At 44.2% G+C, this 21,703-nt stretch carries 23 protein-coding genes and 1 pseudogene; 5 read left to right on the top strand and 19 right to left on the bottom strand.

The window, feature by feature from the left end:
- Nucleotides 1-37 precede the first annotated feature (37 nt).
- Entirely contained in the window at nt 38-598 is a 561-nt protein-coding gene (locus tag RR876_RS12640) for a 5'-nucleosidase (protein ID WP_004684171.1), read from the top strand.
- A gap of 60 nt (nt 599-658) precedes the next feature.
- Here RR876_RS12640 and RR876_RS12635 read toward each other — a convergent pair whose 3' ends face one another.
- The 14 genes and pseudogenes from RR876_RS12635 to ubiG form a co-directional block, all read right to left on the bottom strand.
- On the bottom strand, nt 659-1,297 hold the full coding sequence (locus RR876_RS12635) for a TetR/AcrR family transcriptional regulator (RefSeq protein ID WP_332477665.1): 639 nt from the start codon (nt 1,295-1,297) through the stop codon (nt 659-661).
- A gap of 358 nt (nt 1,298-1,655) precedes the next feature.
- Complete coding sequence (locus tag RR876_RS12630; RefSeq protein ID WP_281199574.1) at nt 1,656-2,456, bottom strand: ABC transporter ATP-binding protein; 801 nt, start codon at nt 2,454-2,456, stop codon at nt 1,656-1,658.
- 10 nt (nt 2,457-2,466) lie between these two features.
- Nucleotides 2,467-3,282: an aliphatic sulfonate ABC transporter permease SsuC gene (gene ssuC / locus RR876_RS12625; RefSeq protein ID WP_078390026.1), complete on the bottom strand. Its 816-nt coding sequence runs from the start codon at nt 3,280-3,282 to the stop codon at nt 2,467-2,469.
- A complete protein-coding gene (gene ssuD / locus RR876_RS12620; protein ID WP_332477666.1) occupies nt 3,282-4,457 on the bottom strand; it encodes an FMNH2-dependent alkanesulfonate monooxygenase in 1,176 nt (391 codons plus the stop codon). Before ssuD ends, ssuC begins: the two co-directional genes overlap by 1 nt.
- Nucleotides 4,458-4,483: 26 nt before the next feature.
- Nucleotides 4,484-5,479, bottom strand: coding sequence for an aliphatic sulfonate ABC transporter substrate-binding protein (locus RR876_RS12615; protein ID WP_332477667.1), 996 nt, complete (start codon nt 5,477-5,479; stop codon nt 4,484-4,486).
- A 16-nt stretch (nt 5,480-5,495) separates the two neighbouring features.
- Nucleotides 5,496-6,455 carry a sulfonate ABC transporter substrate-binding protein gene (locus RR876_RS12610; RefSeq protein WP_332481888.1) on the bottom strand — a complete coding sequence of 320 codons (960 nt, stop codon included), beginning with the start codon at nt 6,453-6,455 and terminating at the stop codon, nt 5,496-5,498.
- A gap of 331 nt (nt 6,456-6,786) precedes the next feature.
- Complete coding sequence (argA, locus tag RR876_RS12605) at nt 6,787-8,139, bottom strand: amino-acid N-acetyltransferase (RefSeq protein WP_332481887.1); 1,353 nt, start codon at nt 8,137-8,139, stop codon at nt 6,787-6,789.
- Nucleotides 8,140-8,263: 124 nt separating this feature from the next.
- Complete coding sequence (locus tag RR876_RS12600; protein ID WP_058952456.1) at nt 8,264-8,620, bottom strand: RcnB family protein; 357 nt, start codon at nt 8,618-8,620, stop codon at nt 8,264-8,266.
- 297 nt (nt 8,621-8,917) lie between these two features.
- Nucleotides 8,918-9,301 (bottom strand): RcnB family protein, encoded by a 384-nt coding sequence (locus RR876_RS12595; RefSeq protein WP_332477670.1) that lies wholly within the window; start codon nt 9,299-9,301, stop codon nt 8,918-8,920.
- A 246-nt stretch (nt 9,302-9,547) separates the two neighbouring features.
- Nucleotides 9,548-9,703, bottom strand: coding sequence for a hypothetical protein (locus tag RR876_RS12590; protein ID WP_171056710.1), 156 nt, complete (start codon nt 9,701-9,703; stop codon nt 9,548-9,550).
- A 149-nt stretch (nt 9,704-9,852) separates the two neighbouring features.
- Nucleotides 9,853-10,272: a hypothetical protein gene (locus RR876_RS12585; RefSeq protein ID WP_148827126.1), complete on the bottom strand. Its 420-nt coding sequence runs from the start codon at nt 10,270-10,272 to the stop codon at nt 9,853-9,855.
- A 154-nt stretch (nt 10,273-10,426) separates the two neighbouring features.
- Nucleotides 10,427-11,173, bottom strand: a complete 747-nt coding sequence (locus RR876_RS12580) for a YciK family oxidoreductase (RefSeq protein ID WP_005401600.1) — start codon at nt 11,171-11,173, stop codon at nt 10,427-10,429.
- Nucleotides 11,174-11,209: 36 nt separating this feature from the next.
- A complete protein-coding gene (locus RR876_RS12575) occupies nt 11,210-11,905 on the bottom strand; it encodes an HAD-IA family hydrolase (protein ID WP_332477671.1) in 696 nt (231 codons plus the stop codon).
- Nucleotides 11,902-12,617: pseudogene (ubiG, locus tag RR876_RS12570) on the bottom strand (bifunctional 2-polyprenyl-6-hydroxyphenol methylase/3-demethylubiquinol 3-O-methyltransferase UbiG). Before ubiG ends, RR876_RS12575 begins: the two are co-directional and overlap by 4 nt.
- A gap of 180 nt (nt 12,618-12,797) precedes the next feature.
- Between ubiG and RR876_RS12565 the strand changes: the two are divergent.
- Nucleotides 12,798-13,415, top strand: a complete 618-nt coding sequence (locus RR876_RS12565) for a thiol:disulfide interchange protein DsbA/DsbL (protein WP_332477672.1) — start codon at nt 12,798-12,800, stop codon at nt 13,413-13,415.
- A gap of 74 nt (nt 13,416-13,489) precedes the next feature.
- Here RR876_RS12565 and RR876_RS12560 read toward each other — a convergent pair whose 3' ends face one another.
- Entirely contained in the window at nt 13,490-15,124 is a 1,635-nt protein-coding gene (locus RR876_RS12560) for an O-antigen ligase family protein (RefSeq protein WP_332477673.1), read from the bottom strand.
- Nucleotides 15,125-15,233: 109 nt separating this feature from the next.
- Nucleotides 15,234-15,911: a TetR family transcriptional regulator gene (locus RR876_RS12555; RefSeq protein ID WP_332477674.1), complete on the bottom strand. Its 678-nt coding sequence runs from the start codon at nt 15,909-15,911 to the stop codon at nt 15,234-15,236.
- 161 nt (nt 15,912-16,072) lie between these two features.
- Between RR876_RS12555 and rph the strand changes: the two genes are divergently transcribed.
- Nucleotides 16,073-16,789: a ribonuclease PH gene (rph, locus tag RR876_RS12550; RefSeq protein ID WP_004684198.1), complete on the top strand. Its 717-nt coding sequence runs from the start codon at nt 16,073-16,075 to the stop codon at nt 16,787-16,789.
- A 73-nt stretch (nt 16,790-16,862) separates the two neighbouring features.
- Here the strand turns inward: rph and nadC are convergent, their stop codons facing one another.
- Nucleotides 16,863-17,708 carry a carboxylating nicotinate-nucleotide diphosphorylase gene (nadC, locus tag RR876_RS12545; protein WP_332477675.1) on the bottom strand — a complete coding sequence of 282 codons (846 nt, stop codon included), beginning with the start codon at nt 17,706-17,708 and terminating at the stop codon, nt 16,863-16,865.
- A gap of 184 nt (nt 17,709-17,892) precedes the next feature.
- Here nadC and ampD point away from each other — a divergent pair, with 184 nt between their 5' ends.
- Both ampD and murJ read left to right on the top strand, forming a co-directional pair.
- Entirely contained in the window at nt 17,893-18,465 is a 573-nt protein-coding gene (gene ampD, locus RR876_RS12540) for a 1,6-anhydro-N-acetylmuramyl-L-alanine amidase AmpD (RefSeq protein ID WP_332477765.1), read from the top strand.
- A gap of 77 nt (nt 18,466-18,542) precedes the next feature.
- A complete protein-coding gene (gene murJ, locus RR876_RS12535) occupies nt 18,543-20,099 on the top strand; it encodes a murein biosynthesis integral membrane protein MurJ (RefSeq protein ID WP_191225548.1) in 1,557 nt (518 codons plus the stop codon).
- Nucleotides 20,100-20,249: 150 nt separating this feature from the next.
- On the opposite strand, the gene RR876_RS12530 is transcribed toward murJ, so the two are convergent.
- Complete coding sequence (locus RR876_RS12530; RefSeq protein WP_332477676.1) at nt 20,250-20,942, bottom strand: FKBP-type peptidyl-prolyl cis-trans isomerase; 693 nt, start codon at nt 20,940-20,942, stop codon at nt 20,250-20,252.
- A 54-nt stretch (nt 20,943-20,996) separates the two neighbouring features.
- Nucleotides 20,997-21,701, bottom strand: coding sequence for an FKBP-type peptidyl-prolyl cis-trans isomerase (locus RR876_RS12525; protein WP_332477677.1), 705 nt, complete (start codon nt 21,699-21,701; stop codon nt 20,997-20,999).
- Nucleotides 21,702-21,703: the final 2 nt, after the last annotated feature.

Below are 21,703 nucleotides of genomic sequence, written 5' to 3'. Positions count from 1 at the left end.
CTAATGGCATGAATGAAGTCTGTTATTTGAGTATTTTATGTCGGATGTTGCACTAATCATGGCTTTGCCAAATGAGTCTAAAGGATTGTTTGAGCAAGCAGGGATTGAAGTTCACTACAGTGGTATTGGTAAAGTCAACGCGGCCTATAAAGCATTTGAAGTGATTCAAAAAACAGGCTGTAAAACCCTGATTAATTTAGGTACAGCAGGCAGTACTTATTTTGATAAGCACGAGTTGGTTGAAGTTTCTCAATTTGTACAACGCGACATGGATGTCTCTCCACTGGGTTTCGCTGTCGGCTTTACCCCATTTGACACCATGCATCCTGCGGAAATTCATTTAGAACCGTTTTTCCAACAACTCCGCACTGGTATCTGTGGAACAGGGGATAGCTTTGAAACGGGTGAACCCAAAGTACCGTGTCATTTGGTTGATATGGAAGGATATGCGCTGGCAAAGGTCTGTAAAAAACAGGGTGTCCGCCTGATTTCGGTCAAATATATTTCAGATGGTGCCAACGACACCGCGCATTTGGACTGGGAAGACAATTTGTTATTGGGAGCTCAGAAATTATTAGCATTATTTGAAAGTATCTGAGGCTTGGATTCTGTCTTTTTCAATTCGGCGACCATAGAGTGCTATGGTCGTATGCCAAAATTACTCAGCTTTGAATAATTCAGACGGTGTTCGCGGGATCACGCCATACAGCATCATATGCACGGTATGTTGAATGACTCGTTGTTGCATACTGCGGTTACGTAGGGTTTTACCTGTTACCATTTCCATTTGCGTGGCAAAATCAGCATAGTTTTGTGTTAATGCCCAAATGTTGAGGATTAACAGCTCAGGGTCTATTTCAGCTGAAATTTTACCTTGCTCTTGCCAATTGCTAATGACTTTGGCTTTACGTTTGACCAACTTCTTTAAAGGCCCTTTGAGGATTTCCAAAATATGCGGAGCCCCTTGGATCACTTCTAACGCAAACAAGCGAGATGCTTTCGGTTGAGTCCGAGAAACCTCAATCTTTTGCAATAAGTAGTTGGTTATCGCTTCTTCCGGCTCTAAGTCAGCTTCTAACATTTGTAGTGGGGCTAACCATTTTTGTAAAACCGTCGTTAAAACTTCAACGTACAAAGCTTCTTTATTTTCATAGTAATAGAAAATATTCGATTTGTGCATTTCAGCAATCTGTGCGATTTCATCTAAGCTTGCTCCATTAAATCCATAGAGCGAGAAGACGTCTAGTGCAGCATTCAGCAGCTGGTGGCGTTTTTGAGTACTCTTTTTCTGTTCCATTCTCTAATTTAAAAAACAATAAAAAGGGGGAAGGACAAATTGTACGGCAAATCATCAGATTTGTGCACAAAGTGGAAATTTAATTTTTTGAATAATGATCATTTATTCTGTAGATTGGCTCTTAAATTGCGATAAATTCTAAAAGTTGTCCAATAAAATATAATTATATAAAAACTATTTTGTCTAAACTATATGAAATGATTCAATGTGAAGTGGTATGTTTTGATAAAAATAACGTGAAATTTATTACATTATTTAAAATAAAGTATGCTTAAGTTATATGATGGTCTTCTGCTTTTTTTACTGAAATTCAGCATAAAAATCCTTAGCCCCCCAAGCTAAGGATTTTTTAGTCTACTTATGTGGCTAAAACCGCATTTAACACCTGCTGTTCAAGGGTATTGAACTGCATATCTTTGATGCGAGGGCGGGGCAGGTCGACTTGAAACTCTTTGGCAATATGGCCACGGTCTAGCAAAATAATCCGATCTGCCAGTTGAACGGCCTCACTGACATCATGGGTGACTAAAATGGCAGTAAAGCCTTGTTCCGTCCATAATTTTTCAATCAAATTCTGCATGTCTAAGCGGGTTAAGGCATCGAGTGCACCCAAAGGTTCATCGAGCAATAAAATCCGCGGTTTATGCGATAAAGCCCGTGCTAAAGCGGTCCGTTGACGCTGTCCCCCAGAGAGCTGCGATGGCCAAAGTCCCGCTTTTTCTTTGAGTCCGACTTTTTCAAGCAGACCCGAGGCAGTGGCATGTTGTTGTTTCGGCAACCCCAGTTGTACGTTTTGTTCAATTGAGCGCCATGGTAACAGTCGTGGATCTTGGAACATGACCCGTATATCGTCTGCGGTAATCCCTTCGCGGAGGTGTCGCGCGGACTTAAACTTAATTTCGCCGTAGCTTTGTTGTTCTAAGTTGGCAATCAGGCGCAGCAGGGTACTTTTACCACAACCACTGCGTCCGACAATGGCTAAAAACTCACCCGGCTGAATATGCAGATCTAAGTCTTCAAGGACTTTAACTGAGCCATAAAACTTATGCAGTTGTTCGATAATAATTTCGGCCCCAAGCACCGCTTGAGGGTTAATGTCTTGATTGTGATTTGGCGGCGACGGAATATTGGCATGGCGACCAAGGCTTAAATCAGTCATCTCAAACTCCTTATTTTTGGTATCCTGCATGCCAACGCAGCAGGTATTTTTCTAATGTGACGGCCAGTACATCAGCCAATTTTCCAAGTAGGGCATACAGTAAAATCCCCACCAAAACGATGTCAGTCTGTAAAAATTCACGTGCATTCATTGTCATATAACCGATGCCGGCTTGGGCTGAAATGGTTTCGGCAACGATCAGCAGAACCCAAACCAAACCCAGTGAAAAGCGTAGTCCGACTAAAATAGAAGGCATCGCACCCGGTAAAATAATTTCTTTGTACAATTGCCAACGGGTCAAACCATAGCTTTTCCCCATTTCAATCAGTTGTGGATCTACCGAACGTATGCCGTGATAGGTGTTGATGTAAATGGGAAAAAAGACCCCGACCGCAACCAAAAACAGCTTGGCGGTTTCATCAATCCCGAACCATAAGATCACCAACGGGATAAGTGCCAGTGCTGGAATATTTCGGATCATCTGTAGGGTGGTGTCGAGCAGAGTTGACGCTGTTTTCGATGAACCATTTAACAAACCCAAAAATAGACCTAAACCCCCACCCACCAATAGGCCGAGTAAGGCACGGCCTGCACTAACTTGCACATGCTTCCATAGTTCCCCACTCAGTAGCAGGTGCCAAAAAGCAGTAACTACAGCCGTTGGTGCAGGTAAAATCCGACTTTCTAAAAGTCCTGTGCTGGAGGAAATTTGCCAAAGCACAATCAAGCCGATAGGAAAGAGCCAAGGCAGCAATAGCTGCCCCAACTGAGTTCCACGTGAAACCTTTTCCTGCTGGAGGGTTTGCACTGAAACGATTTTGGACATTAGGCAGGCTCCTGAATCACTTTTGCTTTTTTGTTTTCATCGGGCGTATAGTTGTTTGCCACAATCTCACCAAAGGGGCCTGTTAAATTTGGTTGTGCCAACTTTGCTTGAGTTTCAAGCGGCAGGAGTGGGAACACCAACTCGGCAAAACGAATCGACTCTTCAAGATGTGGATAGCCTGAGAAAATAAAGGTGTTGATGCCCAAGTCGGCATATTCTTGAATACGGGCTGCAACCGTTTCAGGGTCACCGACCAATGCCGTACCTGCACCCCCACGAACAAGACCTACGCCTGCCCAAAGGTTTGGGGACACTTCAAGCTTGCTGCGGTCACCATTGTGTAGTTCAGCCATGCGACGTTGACCGACCGAGTCCATGCTCTTAAATTTGGCTTGTGCTGCAGCAATGGTGGCATCATCGACATATTGAATGAGCTCTTCCGCCGCTTGCCATGCTTGTTCATTGGTTTCACGCACAATCACATGCAGACGAATCCCATAGTTGAGTGTACGACCTTTGGCTTCAGCTTTGGCACGGACAGTGTCAATTTTGTCTTTAACAGCAGCAGGGGGTTCACCCCATGTCAGATAAGTGTCGACCTGATCAGTGGCTAACTCAATGGCATCATCTGATGAACCGCCAAACCAAAGTGGAGGGTAGGGTTGTTGCACAGGTGGATATAGCAGTTTGGCATCATCTACGTTTAGACGTTCGCCGTGAAAGGTAAAGCTTTCACCTGTATGGGAGCGGGTTAAAATCTCACGCCAAATTTTGACGTATTCATTGGCAGTTTTATAGCGAGTGGAGTGGTCTTCATAAACGCCATCGCCTTGCAGTTCTTTTTCATCGCCACCTGTCACCAAGTTCAATAAAACCCGACCATTGGAGAGACGGTCAAAGGTGGCTGCCATCCGTGCAGCCAATGCCGGAGTGGTCACGCCTGGACGTAGTGCAACCAAGAATTTTAATTTTTTCGTGGCATCAATCAAACTGGCTGCGGTCAACCAGGGGTCTTCACATGAACGACCCGTTGGAATCAGCACACCTTCATAACCCAAATTATCCACGGCAACCGCAATTTGCTTCATATAAGCATGGTCCACTTGACGAGCACCTTTGCTGGTACCTAAGTAGCGACTGTCACCGTGAGTTGGGATAAACCAGAAAATTTTCATTTTAAAAAATCCTTAGATAGAGTCGTTTAAGGTTTGCTCGGTGCAACCCAAACGGTACTTTGAACTTGAATGTGTTTCGGAATGAGCTGGACTTGTTGGAACAAGTCCGCAATTTGTTGTTGTGCTTGCACCACTTCAGGCGTCAGGGTTTGAATTGGTGAAGGCTTCAGACGTTTGTCGATGACGCGTTGAGCAATAGAGGGCTGTAAACCTGTACTTTGGGTATAGACCAAAAGTGCTTGCGGTTGGTTTTTCAGTACCCATTGATCGGCCTGATTTAGCCCGTGAATGAACTGAGCGGTGGCCTCAGGGTAGGTCTGAATGAATTTCGGGTTGCCAATATAAAAAGAATAGGTTTGCGGAAATGCTGTGCCATCAATCAAGACTTTGGCCTGTGCATCTTGCTCTGCTGCACTGAGGTAGGGTTCCCAAATGGCCCATGCATCGATGGATTGTTTATCAAACGCGGCACGTGCATCTGCAGGGGGCAGCCAAATCGGTTGAATATCTTGCCAACTGAGCCCTGCTTTTTGTAAGACTTTCGCCAGTAACTCATGTGCGCTTGAGCCGCGTTGTACCGCAATCCGCTTACCTTTTAGGTCTTGAATTGAATCAATGGTACTATTTTTAGCAATCAACAGCGCTTGAGCATTGGCTGGAACTTGTTCATAACCGACATAACTTAGCTCTTTGTTTGCGGCTTGGGCAAAGATCGGTGGGGTATTGCCCACAGAGCCAAAATCAACTGCACCGACAGCCAAAGCTTCTAACATTTGTGGACCAGCGGGGAACTCTTTCCATTCAATTTTGGCTTGAGGAAATTGCTGCTCAAATAATTTTTGCTCACGTGCGACCAACAGGTTCAAAGACGACTTTTGATAGCCAATTGACAGGGTTTTAACTGGAGCTGCAGCTTGCTTTTCTGGGGTGTTCGTTGCTGCCGTGTCTTGCTTTTGGCATGCCCCGAGTCCAAGACTCAAGGTGACGATGCCAATACTGGAAACTGTTTTAAGTGTTTTCATGATGATCTCTATATTTTTATTTAATAATGGCAGCGTCAATATTCAGTTTTTTCGGAATGAGTTTTTGTTGATAGAAAGCATCCGCAACGTACTGCTGTTTTTTTGCGACTTCCGCTGAAATGGGTTGAACGCCAAAGCCCATCCGACCAATCGAGCTTTGTAAAATGTCTAAAGACAAGCCTGTCGGTTTTTCTAACAATTTGGCTGCTTGTTGTTGATTTTGTTCGACCCACTGTGTGGTGGTGTTGAGTTCATTTACGACCGTTTTTAAAACTTCTGGATGCGCTTCGGCAAACTTACGATCGGCCAAATAGAACTGATGATTACTGACTAAGTTTTCTCCGGTAGCAATCACACGTGCTGAGATTTGGTGTTCAGCGGCAGCAAAGAAGGGATCCCAAATGACCCAAGCGTCGACTGCGCCACGTTCAAATGCAGCACGTGCATCGGATGGCGGTAGATACACCGCTTCAATATCAGAAAGTTTCAGGTTATTCGCTTCTAACACTTTGAGTAGCAGGTAATGCACATTTGAACCTTTGTTGAGTGCAATCCGTTTGCCTTTTAAATCTTGGATGCTTTGAATCTTTGAGTCTTTTTGTACGATCAGTGCTTCTGCTTTAGGTGCAGCAGGTTGGTTGGCAATGTAAACCAAGTTCGAATTTGCAGCTTGTGCGAAAATCGGAGGCGCTTCACCCGCTTCACCAAAGACCACACTGCCGACATTTAAGCCTTCGAGGAGCTGTGGACCTGCAGGAAACTCGACCCATTTCACTTGGACATTTTGTGCTTTAAGCGCAGTTTCTAAAGAGCCACGCTCTTTGACGATTGGCAAAATGCCATATTTTTGAAAGCCAATATTGAGTGTGACGGTTTCAGCTTCTTTTTTCCCACATCCAGATAACATCATGGCACCCACGACTGCTGCAGAAAGAACGCTTGTTTTGATCCAGAACTGTGCTCGAGAAGTGCTCATGTGTTTCATAACTCCAAATAAATAAGGTGAGTGAGTTGGTGAACACATACGCTAATGGGCATTTCTTTTCAGAAAAAATAAGAAATCGGGCTTTAGACATGAAAAAAAAAGATAAAAACAAAAGTGCAAAACTTATGCAAAAAACAGCAATATATAAAACATAAAATATAAAATTTATTGAGATTAACTGATTGATATTTATTATTTAAAAGGTATTTTTATTTTTGGAATAAGCTTAGTGTTTCACGCAATATAGAGTTGAGCGATTTTTGCGGTGTTTTTTAGATAAAGATATGAGAAATAAAGATATCCATAATCCTGCAAAAGCCACTTAAAGTGGCTTTTTAAAGACAAGCGAGTTACGCTGATAGTTGTATAAGGCTTGGCGTGCATTGGGGAGTTCATCGACATTGGCCATTTCAAAGCCATGTTCTAAGAACCAATGTGCAGTACGTGTGGTCAGTACAAACAACTGTTGAATGCCCATACTGCGGGCTTTACCTTCGAGATAATGCAAAATTTGGCTGCCGCGATTAGATTTGCGATAGCTAGGATCAACTGCGACACAGGCAATCTCGGCACTGCGGATTTCACCGTTTTCCGCTGGCAGTGGGTAGAGGGCAGCACAGGCCAAGATCATGCCATCTCGTTCAATCACCGCAAATTGACCAATTTCGTTTTCGAGACGTTCACGTGAGCGATAAACCAAAATGCCTTCTTCTTCAAGTGGGCGTAATAGGTTAATCAACCCGCCGACATCTTGAATGTTGGCCATACGGACTTCTTCATAATGGGCATCGGTAATCATGGTACCCGAACCATCACGCGTGAAGAGCTCCTCAACCAAGGCACCATCATAAGCATAGGAAATCAGATGGACGCGATGTACGCCGTGCGTCGAGGCTTTTTTGGCACCGCGTAAATGTACCGCAATGTCTGGATTCGAATCTTGGTACTTCTCAATTTGTGCATCGAGCTTGTGTGGTGAAATTTCGCGTTGCAACTGCCCATGTTCATTGAGCAGACCATGTTGTTTGCCCAAGAAAATCAATTTGTCTGCTTTAAGATGAATCGCCGTGCGGGTCGCTACTTCTTCTGCCAGTAGGTTGAACACTTCGCCTGTGGTGGAATAGCCAGTTGGCCCGAGCAGCACAATATTGTGATTATCCAAATGGCGTTGAATGGCGTCGGTATCGACCGTACGGACTTCGCCGGTTAACTGAAAATCGACCCCATCGCGAATGCCATAGGGCTTGGCTGTGACAAAATTCCCTGAAACCACATCAATGCGTGCGCCATACATAGGCGAGTTGGCCAGCCCCATCGACAGTAAGGCTTCAATTTGCAAACGAATTGACCCCACCGCATTCATCACACAGCCCAACGATTCTCGGGTGGTGACGCGACGATACTGATGAAATGGCGTTTGTAGTTGGCTTTGTTTTAAGTTGTGGTTGATTTGCGGACGCGCTCCATGCACCAAGATCAGGCGAATCCCGAGTGAATGCAGCAGGGCAATGTCGTGAATAATATGTTGAAAGTTATCATGCTGAACGGCTTCACCATCGAACATAATCACAAAAGTTTTATTACGGTGAGCATTGATATAAGGCGCAGAATGTCGAAACCAATGCACATACTGCAAAGTTGTACTGTGATGTGTTTCGATGGAATTCGTTTGCATGCCTATCTCAAAATGAACTGCTTAGCATGATTTTAATCAAAAAATGCAGAAGAGGAAGTCTTAAATAGAAAAACACCTGAAGCAATGTTCAGGTGTTCTATCGGTTTTGTGACACCAGCCAGAATTAACCGATAATACGCAGGATACGGTTATTACGTTCATTGACTAAAACATAGTCACCATTGACCTTATACCACTGTTGGTAGCGCCCAGTGTTGGGTAGGCGACGTGCTTCTCGGTCACTGACATGGTAACGCGATGAGTCATAGCCGCGTGGCAAAGTTTGACCTGAGCGCCAGTCACGGCTTGGGTTAACACGTTTGTTTTGGTAGCGGTTGTCATTGTCCCAACGGCGGTCATCGCGATGATCCCAACGCGAGTCATGATCATGCGAGCGGTCATAGTACTGTGGTGCTGCCATTGCAGATGTGGCCATGAGCGCGCCTAAAGAGAGAGTGATTGCAGTCAGAATTTTTTTCATTGCTTTCGTCCAGTATTAGTCTTGTTTCGATTATTCAAAATTAGCGAATAACTCTAGAGAAAGCGTGAGGGCTATTTAGGTGAATTGTGAAATGTATGAAGAGACTGAGGAGATTGTTGTTTTTCTGCAATGCTTGCAAACAAAAGCTTTGGCGCATAAAAAAACCTGAAACAACGCCTTCCATGCTGTGCCTGACTGCGGTCTCCTGAGGAATGTATGCAGTCACGCTAGTGCGGGTGAACAGGTGTTGATTCAGGTTTCAATAATGTCGCTGCGTTATACAAGATGAAGCGCAGATTAAAGCCCCATAATCCGCAGAATATTGTTGCTGTCTGCATCGACTAAGATGTAGTCGTTATTGATTTTGTACCACTGCTGGTTTCGGTTTGGCTTTGGAAGATTATGGTCTTTATATTCGACTTTATAGCCGTTACCACGGTAATGCTGTGGCATGACATAACCTTGTTGCCATTTATGCTGTTGTAAACGTTTGACACCGCGCTCTTCGCGCATACGTCGACGATCTTGCGGATCGTCATCATCTGACTCGCGAAAGTCACGTCCGCGTGGCTCATTGCCATAGCGTGGATGATCGTGGTCAAACTGAGGGGCAGCAGTACTGAGACTGCTTGCCATCAAAGCACTGAAAGAGATTGCCAATACTGTCAAAATCTTTTTCATGTTGAATCCTCATTAAGGTAATTTCATTCTTTCCTATAATGTACGAAAAAAATGCAGAGAAACTGTGAAGATGAATTGGGTATTTATTAACAAATGCAGAGATATTAAGAAGATTATGCCCAATTCTAAGCCTGAATTAAATCATCAATTGCGCTAAAGTCCAAAGCAAACAGTCTGTATCTTTTGATTTTTGACTCATTTTGGCGACACAGATCCCCCTTTGTCAAAGAATGCATAGTGCATTATTTAATTCCACTGCTGCGCCAGATGTTGCAATGAACGGATTGAATGAACCACTGCTTCAGCTTGGCTGGCATCGTCCAAAGCACAAATCAGGCTTTCGGGGAGTTGTAAATTATGGATATGACGAATGGTGTCATGTTTACGTTGTAAATCAGCCATGCTGCATCCTTATTTTCAATTTTGATGAATTAGGATGATAAATAGGAAATTTAAATCTGAAAAACCGAATATTTTTATTAAAATAATTTAAAAATACGATTTAAAATATCGAGCTAGCCAAGCTGAGTTTTCAACTTGGCTGATTCGGCTTAATAGGCGTAGTTGAGGTCGGTATAATCACTCAATGACTTCTGCACATGCGCTTGTATAAATTCACGGACATCTGCTGTGGTCATCGGTTCACCATTTTTACTGATGGCATGCTCAATGTCGGGCTGACCTTCAATTTTGATGCGATAAACAAAGCTTTTCTTTGCTCTGTATTGTTCATCATTCTTGGCAATGACCGTGACGTAATGATAGCTATGTTCAAAGTTCAAGTCGGTATGGGCAAAAACAAACTGGTCGAAAAGTTTCAGTGTAGCGCCATTTTCCAATGCTTGAAGTTCCTCCACAATACTGGCTTCAAACTTCATTCCATATTTCTCTGAAATGGGTTGTTGGTCAATCAACAGACTAACCATGCCATCTTCAGTGGGTTGTACAGTGATGTTGCTCAAGTCCGTCATGGCGTATGCTTCAAAAATGGAGTTGAGCATCAGTATCCGCAAAAATTGAAAAAAGACAACCTTTTCTGAACCTTGAAATCATGTTGCAGATGACTAAGCTTCAGTTTGATACATAAAAAAAAGGAAGCCGAAGCTTCCTTTTGAGTGACACATTTTAGTCTTGTGCATCAATACTTTGACCATTCATATGTAAGCTGTCATCGCCCATCAAGTATAGATAGGCAGGCATGATATTTTCAGGTGTTGGCAGTGTTTTTGGATCTTCATCGGGATAGGCTTTAGCACGCATTGCAGTGCGGGTCGCCCCTGGATTGATACAGTTAAAGCGGATATTTGGTGAGGTATTTTCTTTAGCAAACAGTTGGCTAACCGCTTCAATCGCGATCTTAGACACGGAATATGCGCCCCAACGTTCACGCGTTTCACGCCCGACACCTGAGCTGGCAAAAACCACGGAGGCATGCTCAGATTTTTTCAGGAGGGGCATTAACTCTTGAGTCATAACGAATGGCGCACGCAAGTTGACGGCCATGACATCATCCCAGACATCGACAGGATAATTTTCCAGTTCGGTGCGCTCACCCAAAATGCCCGCATTATGCAAAATGCCATCTAGGCGCCCAAATTGGCGCTCTAAGGTGTCGACCAATAATTCATAATCACGAGGAGAGGCGCTCGACAGTTGCAAGGGTAAAATTGCAGGTTGCGGCGCACCTAAGCCTTCAATTTCATCATAAATGACTTCGAGCTTATTTAAGGTACGTCCATGCAGCACCACCGTTGCGCCGTGTAGGGCATAACTTAATGCAGCAGCACGACCAATACCATCGCCCGCACCTGTAATTAAGATGATGCGATCTTTGAGCAGATCGGGGCGAGGTTGATATTCTGAATATTTCATCATTACCTCCTCGTTATTTTGATTTTTTAATTGTGATCAAGTCAGTGAATTGGACGGTGTAGTTTGACTCACGAGAGACTGAATAACATCGTCCAATTCAGCCACAGTCTTCACTATACAAGCTGCTTGCCACGCTGTTAAGTCATCTTTGTGCGCGAATGGTAAATAACCATAAGCCGCCAAAATGGTATACATCTGTGCGTTACGACCAGCATCAATGTCACGTGGATGATCGCCGACATAGATACAGTCTTCAGGTGCAATCGCGATGTGCTTGGCAGCCAAATACATCGGTTCAGGATCAGGCTTGGTCTGCGAGACATCTTCTGGGCAGACCAAAACTGCACAGCGTTCTGTCAAATTCAGCGCGTTTAATAATGCTTCACTGAGCCAACGCGGTTTATTGGTGACGATGCCCCAAGGAATTTCTTGGGTTTCAAGTTTTTCAATAAGCGGATACATGCCCGAAAACAGGTCAGTATCTACTGCAATATCGGCACCGTAGGTATCTAAAAAACGCTGACGATGTGCCAGAAAAATTGGGTCTTCGACGGCAAGTTCTGGATAAACCAATTTCACCATCGCCCGCGCACCCTCAGAGACTTGGCTACGGATCAGGTCTGCGTCGACCACAGCAACGCCTTTTTCACGGCACATGTCTTGAATAATGCGAATAAAGTCGGCGGCAGTGTCGATCAGTGTGCCGTCAAGGTCAAATAAGACGGCTTTCATGCAGCACCTTCTTTGACGGTATAGACCATGTAATTGACATCGACATTCGGCGCTAACCAATAGCGTTTGGTCAATGGATTGTAATGTAAACCCGTCATATCTTTCAGTTTGAGCCCTGCGCCGCGAATATCATGTGCCAGTTCTGAGGGCTTAATGAATTTTTGATAATCGTGGGTGCCTTTGGCTAACATGCGCAGTACATATTCAGCGCCAATAATGGCAAACAGGTAGGCTTTGGGATTACGGTTAATGGTAGAGAAGAATACATGACCACCTGGTTTCACCAGTTTATGGCAGGCTTCAATGATTGAGGCTGGATTGGGTACGTGTTCCAACATTTCCATGCAGGTCACAATATCGTATTGTCCTGCTTGTTCTTCTGCGAGCTGCTCCACTGGAATTTGGCGATATTCGATATGCTCAACACCTTCTTGTTCTGCATGTAAACGTGCCACATTCAGGGGGGCTTCGCCCATATCAATACCGAGCACATTTGCACCAGGACGTGCCATACTTGACCATAAAATCCCACCACCCCCGCCGCATGCATGTCCTTTTTTCCACTGAGTCCACCTGCATGTTCATCAATCCAGTTTAAGCGCAGTGGGTTGATCATATGTAAAGGGCGGAACTCCGAGTGCTGATCCCACCATATGGCAGCAAATGCTTCAAATTTGGCAATTTCTTGTGGATCAACATTCAGTTGCGACATCGTCGGCACCTCAATTTAAGTCATGATATTTAAAACGTTCAATAGGGCTTAGTGTAGCGTTTATTCTAGAAAAAGCGATAAAAGCCTGAAAAAAGTTCACAGAATGAAAACGAATTTGGCATATTTGATTTATAGTATTTGCATAAACTTATCATAATGATTTTGAGGACAATAAGTTCAATGAAAAAACTCCTTTTGAGTGGCTTAGCAACCGCTGTTTTCGCAATTTCGGGCAGTGCAATGGCTGCAAATTTTGTGGCAGGTCAGGACTATATCGTCGTACCAACACCTGTACAGGTGGAAGTGCCAGGAAAAATTGAAGTCCGCGAATTCTTTTGGTATGGCTGTGGTCACTGTTTTAAACTAGAGCCCCATATGCAGACTTGGTTGAAAAAACTCCCGAAAGATGTACGTTTTGTGCGTACGCCAGCAGCCATGAATCCAGTGTGGGAACAAGCGGCGCGAGCTTATTATGTGTCTGAGGCCTTGGGTGTACGTAAAAAGACCCACTTGACTTTATTCCATGCCATTCATGATCAAAATCAACCAATTCTAGAGCAACCTGCTTTAGCCAAGTTCTATACTCAGTTTGGTATTCCAGAAGCGAAATTTAACAGCACGTATAAATCATTTGCGATTACTTCAAAAATTGCCCAAGCACAAGACTTAGCCAAGCGTTATCAACTCAGTGGCGTACCTGCGGTGACGGTCAATGGTAAATATATTGTGCAAGGCGAAGATGGAAAAGTGACTCAAGTCGTGGATTACTTGATTGAAAAAGAACGTGCTGCAAAATAAGCTGAATCTGTTTTAAGTCCGTATTAAGTTAAAAAAGCCTGCATCAGCAGGCTTTTTTTATGGGTTAACAACGTTTATTGCGCGGCTGATGCAGGCTGCAATAAATCCTCATAACGCAGCTCAATTTTTCTTAAGGTTTTTAAGCGCCAAAGTTGATGACGGGCTTCGGCTTCATAGCCATTGAAGGCCAAGAGTTTGGCAAATTTGGTCAAATCATAGGGAATCGGGTAGTTCAGCACCATTTCTTCATAGTCACGAATTTGCTCAGGGCTGACTTTGCTATATGGGTTTAATTGAATCCATTCAATGCGGCGGTTGAACTCCGACAGCAGTAAAATATGATCGTGATTGGTGAACTTTTCAGGGGTGTGTTCATAACGAGAAGCCTGATTCAGCTTCGGCACCATCAGCTCATAGTCACGAATAATCAGTACGACCAAGACCACACAGACAGTAAATGTGATCGGCATGGCAAAGCTCGGCAAAGTCCATATTTTCACTTTTTGCTGAGATTGAATAATGCCTAGAATTAATCCGAGTGGTAGTAAGAAATAAGCATAGAACAACGGGAATTCAAGCATACCATGAATCAGTAAAGCGCCGACCATCAATAGGCCAATCACAGATTCGAGCGATGTCGCATGCTTTTGCAGTTGATAGCCCCAATAGCTGAGATAGGCAAAAAATGGAATCGCAATCACTAATCCATTCCACAACATAAAGTCGAGAATGAAGTTGTGCGCACTTTTCACCCAAACGGGGCCTTGGAACTGATCACTGATTAGGGTGTAAGCAACACTGGTTTGATGCCAACCATAGCCAAACCAAGGTCGCTCAGCAATGGCATGGAGCATCTGTTGCCAAATGGCAAGACGTGACATATCGCCCGTTGCTCGCGCAACCGCATCACGGGTTTGGGTCACTTCGACATTAGACAGCTGAGCCAACAGGTGATTGAGCTGTGGAATAAACGCAGTAAATGCAATGAACAACGCAAACCATGCGAGGGCACTATACCACTTCAGTTGAACCACACCCTTGTACTGTTGATAGAGTAAATAGATTAGTACACAGATACTTGCGACCCATGATGTGCGGGACTGGCTCAGTGCCACTGCAAATAACACCAATGCGGCACTGACGCACAGCAGAATCGAGTTGAATTTTTTCTTTTCAAATAGGTACAGTGTGCCGAGTAAGGACAGAATCAGAAAGCTCGCCATATTGTTCGGCTGAGCAAAGTTGGCATAAGGACGATCGCCTTTTAAGGCGGTCATGCCGGGAATGTACTGTTCAATATTGAGCCATTGGCAAGTGGCGATGAGCGCTGTTACCAGACCGACAGACCAAAATATAGTACACAGACCACTAAATAATTGCTCACGTTCTAATGGTTTTTGGCTCAGGTTAAAACCTAAAACCATACTCAACCAGAATGCAAAGATATATAAGCCACACATCAGCGCTTTGCTGAAAAAGAACAGCTCGCCAAAACCGTACTGAATGAAGGGTACGAGGCTCAACAGCAATAGCGGTAGACTCACTTTCGGGAGCAAGAGTTTTTCTTTTAAAAATAAGGCAGAGAGTGCAAATAAAGATAAAAATGCAAACAATTCACCTGTATAGGTGACCCAAGGTCGATAATGAATGGGCAATAGCCATGCCAAGGCAATACAGACACTCGCCGCTAAAAAAAGAAAAAAACGCATAGGAGCTACAGATGAAAAAACTGGCTCTATGATAGTGAAAAAGCATCCAAGTTTGAGCAAAGCACATTAAAAATTTTGTAATACAGCAAAAATTACGTCTGCGAGCGGCTTAATGTAAGGTCGGGTTGGCTTGTTTAGTTTGAGCAGATGGTCGTTGCCAATTGGATATTCCGCGGAACATGAGTTGAATCTGCACGATGGTTTGCAGTTTAAATGCAGCCTGCTGCTGTTGTAGTTTCTCGGGAGTCACATCTCGACTCAAACCAATCCAGCGCATGGCCCAGTTAAAGGAGGCATCCATTAAAATATTGGCCAATACTTTGAGGTCTTCGCTGTCATGAATATGTTGCATGCTTTCAATACGGGTTAATTCATGGGCGAAGTCATCGATTAAAAAGGCAATTTCTCGCTCAACGGCAGCACGGATCAAGGCCGACCCACCCCAACGTTCTCCAATCAAGAAAATCCACTGTTCAGGATGTTGCTCTACAGTATGAAAAAATAGGTCTAGACTGTGCTCAATCGTGGCATGTGGACCATAAACATAGCTTTGTCCTAATTGCGTCAACATACTTTTGATGTGGAGCGCAGCTTGGTCGACTAGTTCAAGTCCTAACTCATCCAAATCATTAAAGTGACGATAAAAAGCGGTCGGTACTAAACCCACTTGGCGAGTGACTTCACGGAGACTAATGCGAGCAAAGGAACGACCAGAGGTGCTGAGTTGTAATGCAGCATTCAGCAAAGCTTGGCGGCTTTGTTGTTTACGCTCTTCCCGAATCGACATAGATGATTGCCTCAGCCTCTTTTAAGCTTCAGTTTAACAAAGAATATGGACGGGTAGGGAAGCAGGCGATCAATTACAAATGCAATGCAGTGAGACAAATGCTTTGGGTCTGCTTCTGCTATACTATGCGCCAACCTATTTAGTCAGATGAAGGGCGTATTATGCGTATCGACCAACGAACATTAGATCAATTACGTGATGTCACCATTACTCGTAACTACACACGTTATGCGGAAGGTTCGGTATTGGTTGAGTTTGGTCATACCAAAGTTCTTTGTACTGCAAGTATTGATAACTCCGTACCACGCTTTTTAAAAGGCAAGGGTCAGGGCTGGGTAACCGCTGAATATGGCATGTTGCCGCGTTCGACGCATACCCGTAGTGACCGTGAGGCTGCGCGTGGTAAGCAAAGTGGTCGTACTCAAGAAATCCAACGTTTGATTGGCCGTAGTCTACGTGCCATGGTGGATTTAAAAAAATTAGGTGAAAATACCATTACCATCGACTGTGATGTGATTCAGGCAGATGGCGGTACACGTACTGCTGCGATCACTGGTGCTGCCGTGGCCCTCATTGATGCGATGAATACGTTGCTTGAGAAAAAGAAAATTAAGCAAGATCCATTAAAAGGCTTAGTGGCTGCAATTTCAGTCGGTATTTTCCAAGACGAAGTGCTTTTAGACTTGTGCTATGAAGAAGACTCAAACTGCCAAACGGATTTAAACGTGGTGATGACCCAAGCAGGCGAATTTATTGAAATTCAAGGCACGGCAGAAGATAAACCATTTACCCGTGTACAGTGCAATGCCATGTTAGAAATGGCGGAAAAGGGCATTCAAGAATTGGTGAAAAAACAACAGCAAGCACTGGGCTGGTAAGTTTTAACCCAATAAAAAACGCACTCTAGAGTGCGTTTTTTATTACGTATCGATTGAATGCAAGTTGTTGAAATTAAGCATTAAAACGCATGGAAAGATCGACTGCTTTGACATCTTTGGTTAATACACCCATCGAAATATAATCCACGCCTGTGCTTGCGACTTCGCGTAAGTTGGCAATGGTGATATTCCCTGACGCTTCCAATTTACAACGTCCTGCAACATGCTTGACCGCATCAATCATTTGTTGCTGGCTAAAGTTGTCTAACATCACGATATCAGCTTGGGCTTCCAATGCTTGCTCTAATTCCGCCCAGGTTTCAACTTCGACTTCGACAGGTTTGCCCGGGGCAATTTGATGCGCTTTGGCAATGGCTTGTGCGATGCCGCCTGCTGCCATGATGTGATTTTCTTTGATTAAAAAAGCATCGAATAAGCCTAAACGATGGTTTTGACCGCCGCCGACCGCGACAGCATATTTTTGGGCAATACGCAGACCCGGTAGGGTTTTACGGGTATCCAGCAACTTGGTGTTTAAGCCATCGAGCTGTTTGACATATTCCGCAGTTTTGCTGGCCACAGCAGATAGCGTTTGTACAAAGTTGAGCGCAGGGCGTTCAACCGTCAGTAAGCTGCGTGCTGAACCCGCCAGTTTGAAAATGGTTTCATTGGCACGAACCAGATCGCCATCGTTTTTGAGCCACGTGATTTGTACACTTGGATCAAAAGCGGCAATTAATGCATTGACCCAAGGCTGACCTGCAAGAATCATGTCTTCACGGCTAATAATGGTTGCAGTCGCTTGTTCATCTTCAGGTGTTAACAGCGCCGTAATGTCACCCTCACCGATGTCTTCTTGTAATGCCTGTTGAATATTCAGTTGAATAGATTGTTCAAGCAGTTGCTGCGATATGCTCATCCGATTGTCCGTATCTTTATAGAAGCCATGAAAATTGCGCAATATATTAGCATTTTTCCTGAAAAAGGCGTGAAAATTTCAGAATCAAAGGCTGAGCAATTTGAGAAATGACTGGGAAAGATTTAGCATGAGAGACATTAAAAAAGATTGCCCAAAGGGCGCAATGGGTTTGAGGAATAAAAATATGCAGGTCATTCCGTCGTTTCAAGTGCAAGCAGGGCAACTGCTGGGAGCGAGACAAATTCCATCGCCTAATTTTAATGCACGTCCTGTGGATACTGAGATTCAACTGATTGTCATCCATAATATCAGTTTGCCTCCCTCACAGTTTGGCGGCGGCTATATTGAACAATTTTTTCAAAATCAATTGGATTGGTCAGTACATCCATATTTTCAAACCATTCAAGGCATGCAAGTCTCAGCGCATTTACTGATTTTAAGAAGTGGAGAAGTCTTACAATTTGTCAATTTTAACGACCGTGCATGGCATGCAGGACGCTCAAGCTATTTGGCCAAGAAAGAGTGTAATGATTATTCGATTGGCATTGAGCTTGAGGGCAGTGATGATTTGCCTTTTGAAGATGCCCAATATGAAACATTGGTACGTGTGACGGCCTGCTTACAACAGGCCTATCCTCAAATTCAACAGCATTTGGCAGGACATTCCGATATTGCGCCAGGGCGTAAGACCGATCCAGGCACATTTTTTGATTGGTTAGGCTATCGAAATCGTTTGCAGCAGTTAAAAAGTCAATAAATTGAGAGTCGACAACAACATTAAACAATCAAATATTCGCTGAAGTTTCATTACAATAGCGGCAAATGAAAAACTAGGTGGATACGATGGCGCTGTGGCGGTCAACCGTAATTGTAAGTGCAATGACCATGCTTTCTCGGGTCTTGGGTTTGGTACGAGACATTGTTTTACTGAATGTCTTTGGTGCGGGGAAAGATTTCGATACCTTTGTGGTGGCCTTTCGTATCCCGAACTTCTTCCGTCGGCTGTTTGCTGAAGGGGCATTCTCACAGGCGTTTATTCCAGTACTGACCGAATATAAAACTGGGCGTACCCATGCGGAAGTTCAAATTCTGATTAGCCGTGTCTTTGGTTGTTTGATGACCGTTATGACGGCTTTAACTTTCATCGCTATGGTCGCAGCTCCAGCAGTGCTTTACATCTATGCACCAGGTTTCCATGCCGATCCAGAGAAGTTCGACCTCGCGGTTTCAATGTTCCGCCTCACCATTCCTTATTTATTGTTTATGTCGCTGACGGCATTTGCCAGCAGTATTTTAAATAGTTATGGTTCCTTTGCTTCACCCGCCTTTTCACCAGTATTGCTGAATGTCGCGATGATTGCGGGGGCATGGTGGCTGACGCCGTATATGGCAGAACCGATTATGGCACTGGGTTGGGCGGTGATTGCTGCGGGTGTATTGCAACTGGCGATCCAAATTCCTGAACTTTGGCATAAAAAATTACTGATTCCGCCCAAAGTTGATTTTAAGCATGAAGGTGTGGATCGCATCATGAAATTGATGCTGCCTGCGCTATTTGGTGTTTCTGTCACGCAAATCAATTTACTCCTGAACACCATTTGGGCTTCCTTTATGCAAGACGGTTCAGTGTCATGGTTGTACAGTGCGGAACGTATGACCGAGTTGCCTTTGGGGTTGATTGGGGTGGCGATTGGTACGGTGATTTTACCCGCATTGTCGACTCGTCATGCAGAGCAAGATATGTCGAAGTTCCGTGGCATGATGGATTGGGCTGCAAAGGTGATTGTTCTGGTGGGGGTACCTGCCAGTATCGCTCTGTTTATGTTATCGACCCCCATTATTCAGGCCCTATTCCAACGCGGTCAATTCACCATTGAAGATACACAAATGACGGCTTTAGCGCTGCAATGTATGAGTGCTGGGGTGATTTCATTTATGTTGATTAAAGTCTTTGCACCTGGATTTTATGCGCAGCAAGACACCAAAACACCAGTCCGTGTCGGTTTAATGGCTGTTGCCGCAAATGCGATTTTAAACGTGGTGTTTATCGGCTTCTTTAAACTGATTGACTGGCAGGCGGAGCATATGGCTTTGGCTTTAGCCTCTTCAGGCTCTGCTTTGGTGAATGCAGGGATGCTGTATTTCTATCTACACAAGCGCGATATTTTCCGTTTTGGTGCACACTGGAAAAAACTGTTTATCCAGTTTGGTATTTCTAACGCCGTGATGATTGTAGCTTTGTGGTATGCATTGACTTGGTATAATGGTGACGTGTCACAGTGGATTCGCGTTGCCGAAGTGATCGGGCTGTGCGTGGTCGGAGTTGTGGCTTATGCGGTTGGTTTGCTCTTTACCGGGTTTAGACCACGTCATCTCAAACATGAAGCATAAAACAAAGCAGTACTTTATTTTATACTGCAAGCGAAGCGCATAGCTTAAAAAAGCATGGCTTGATTGAAGAATATATTGAAATTAATAAAAAGCCTGATCACGAAGATCAGGCTTTTATTTTGTATATAGCATTGCCTTTGCATTGCTGCCTTATTTTGGCAACACTTCAATCAGTTCCACATCAAAAATCAAGGTGCTGTTCGGTTCAATCACATCGCCTGAACCAATTTGGCCATAGCCCAGTTTAGCGGGAATAAAGAAGCGATATTTTGAGCCTTCTTTCATTAGCTGTAAGCCTTCAGTCCAACCTTGAATCACTTGGCTGACTTGAAACTCCGCAGGCTGTTGGCGTGCAATCGAACTGTCAAAAACAGTTTGATCAATCAGACGCCCTTCATAGTGAACTTTGACTTTGCTGTTGGCTTTAGGTGACTTGCCTTGACCTTGTTGTAAAACCATATACTGCAGGCCTGAAGCCGTGGTTTTTACCTCGGTTTTTTTCGCATTTTCAGCTAAAAAGGCTGCACCAATTTTGGCATTTTTATCTGCCAGTTGTTTAACTTCTAATAACTGTTTTGCCTCGGCTTGGCGTTTATATTGGGTGAGTACACGCGCCATTTCTTCATCGCTTAATGACGCAGCTTGGCCTTTAGAGGCTTCACGTAACCCTTGCACAAAAGCATCGAGGTCTAAATCTTGAATTGACTCGGCATTGCTCCGACCCATGAGATAGCCAAAGCTATAACCGACTTGTTGGTTGATGCTGCTTTTATTATTAATCGGTGCAGCAAAAACAGGTGTAGAAAGTAACAAGCCACAGAGTAATGTTGTTTGAATTTTCATATTGTATTCTCAATAAAAAGAGGAGAGCAAAAGCTCTCCTTTGATTGACTTGTCTTATTTTACTTTGATCAGTTCAACATCAAAAATAAGCGTGCTGTTGGCTGGAATCATGCCGGGTACACCTTGTGGGCCGTAGCCTAAGTTCGAAGGGATGTAGAGCGTTGCTTTCCCACCTTCTTTCATGAGTTGTAGGCCTTCGGTCCAACCTGGAATCACTTGGTTTAAAGGAAACTCAATCGGTTCACCACGTTCAAGCGAACTATCAAAGACTTTACCGTCGACCAGTTGGCCTTTGTAATGCACGGTCACGACAGAGCTGGCAGTGGGTTGCTTGCCTGTGCCTTCTTGCGTAATTTTGTACTGTAAGCCTGACGCTGTGGTTTTCACCCCAGGTTTTTTCTCATTTTCAGTTAAGAAGCTGTCGCTGGTTGTTTGTGCTTGCTTCGCATCATTGGCCTGTTTTTGCTGCATTTCTTGTTGGAACTGCTCATAGGCTTGTTTTAATTCTTCTTCGCTATAGGCCGGTTGGCTACGGGCATGACCGGCACGGACACCCGTTACAAAACTGTTAATATCGAGTTCTGGTGGAGTTTGATGAGCAACCTCATAACCCAGTGCATAGCTAATTTTTTCTACGGCAGATGCATTTTTTGAAACTTGGGCTTCGGCTGAAGCTGGGTGTTGAGATGCATAATAAACGGGAACAAGTGCAGCACCGCCTAGAATAACAGCTACAGCAATGGGTAAGGCTTTACTCATGT

This window comes from Acinetobacter sp., assembly GCF_036666595.1.
In the GTDB taxonomy this organism is placed as follows: Bacteria; Pseudomonadota; Gammaproteobacteria; order Pseudomonadales; family Moraxellaceae; genus Acinetobacter.
The sequence above is the reverse complement of the archived record's forward strand: the minus strand, read 5'-3'. Positions and strand labels throughout refer to the sequence as shown.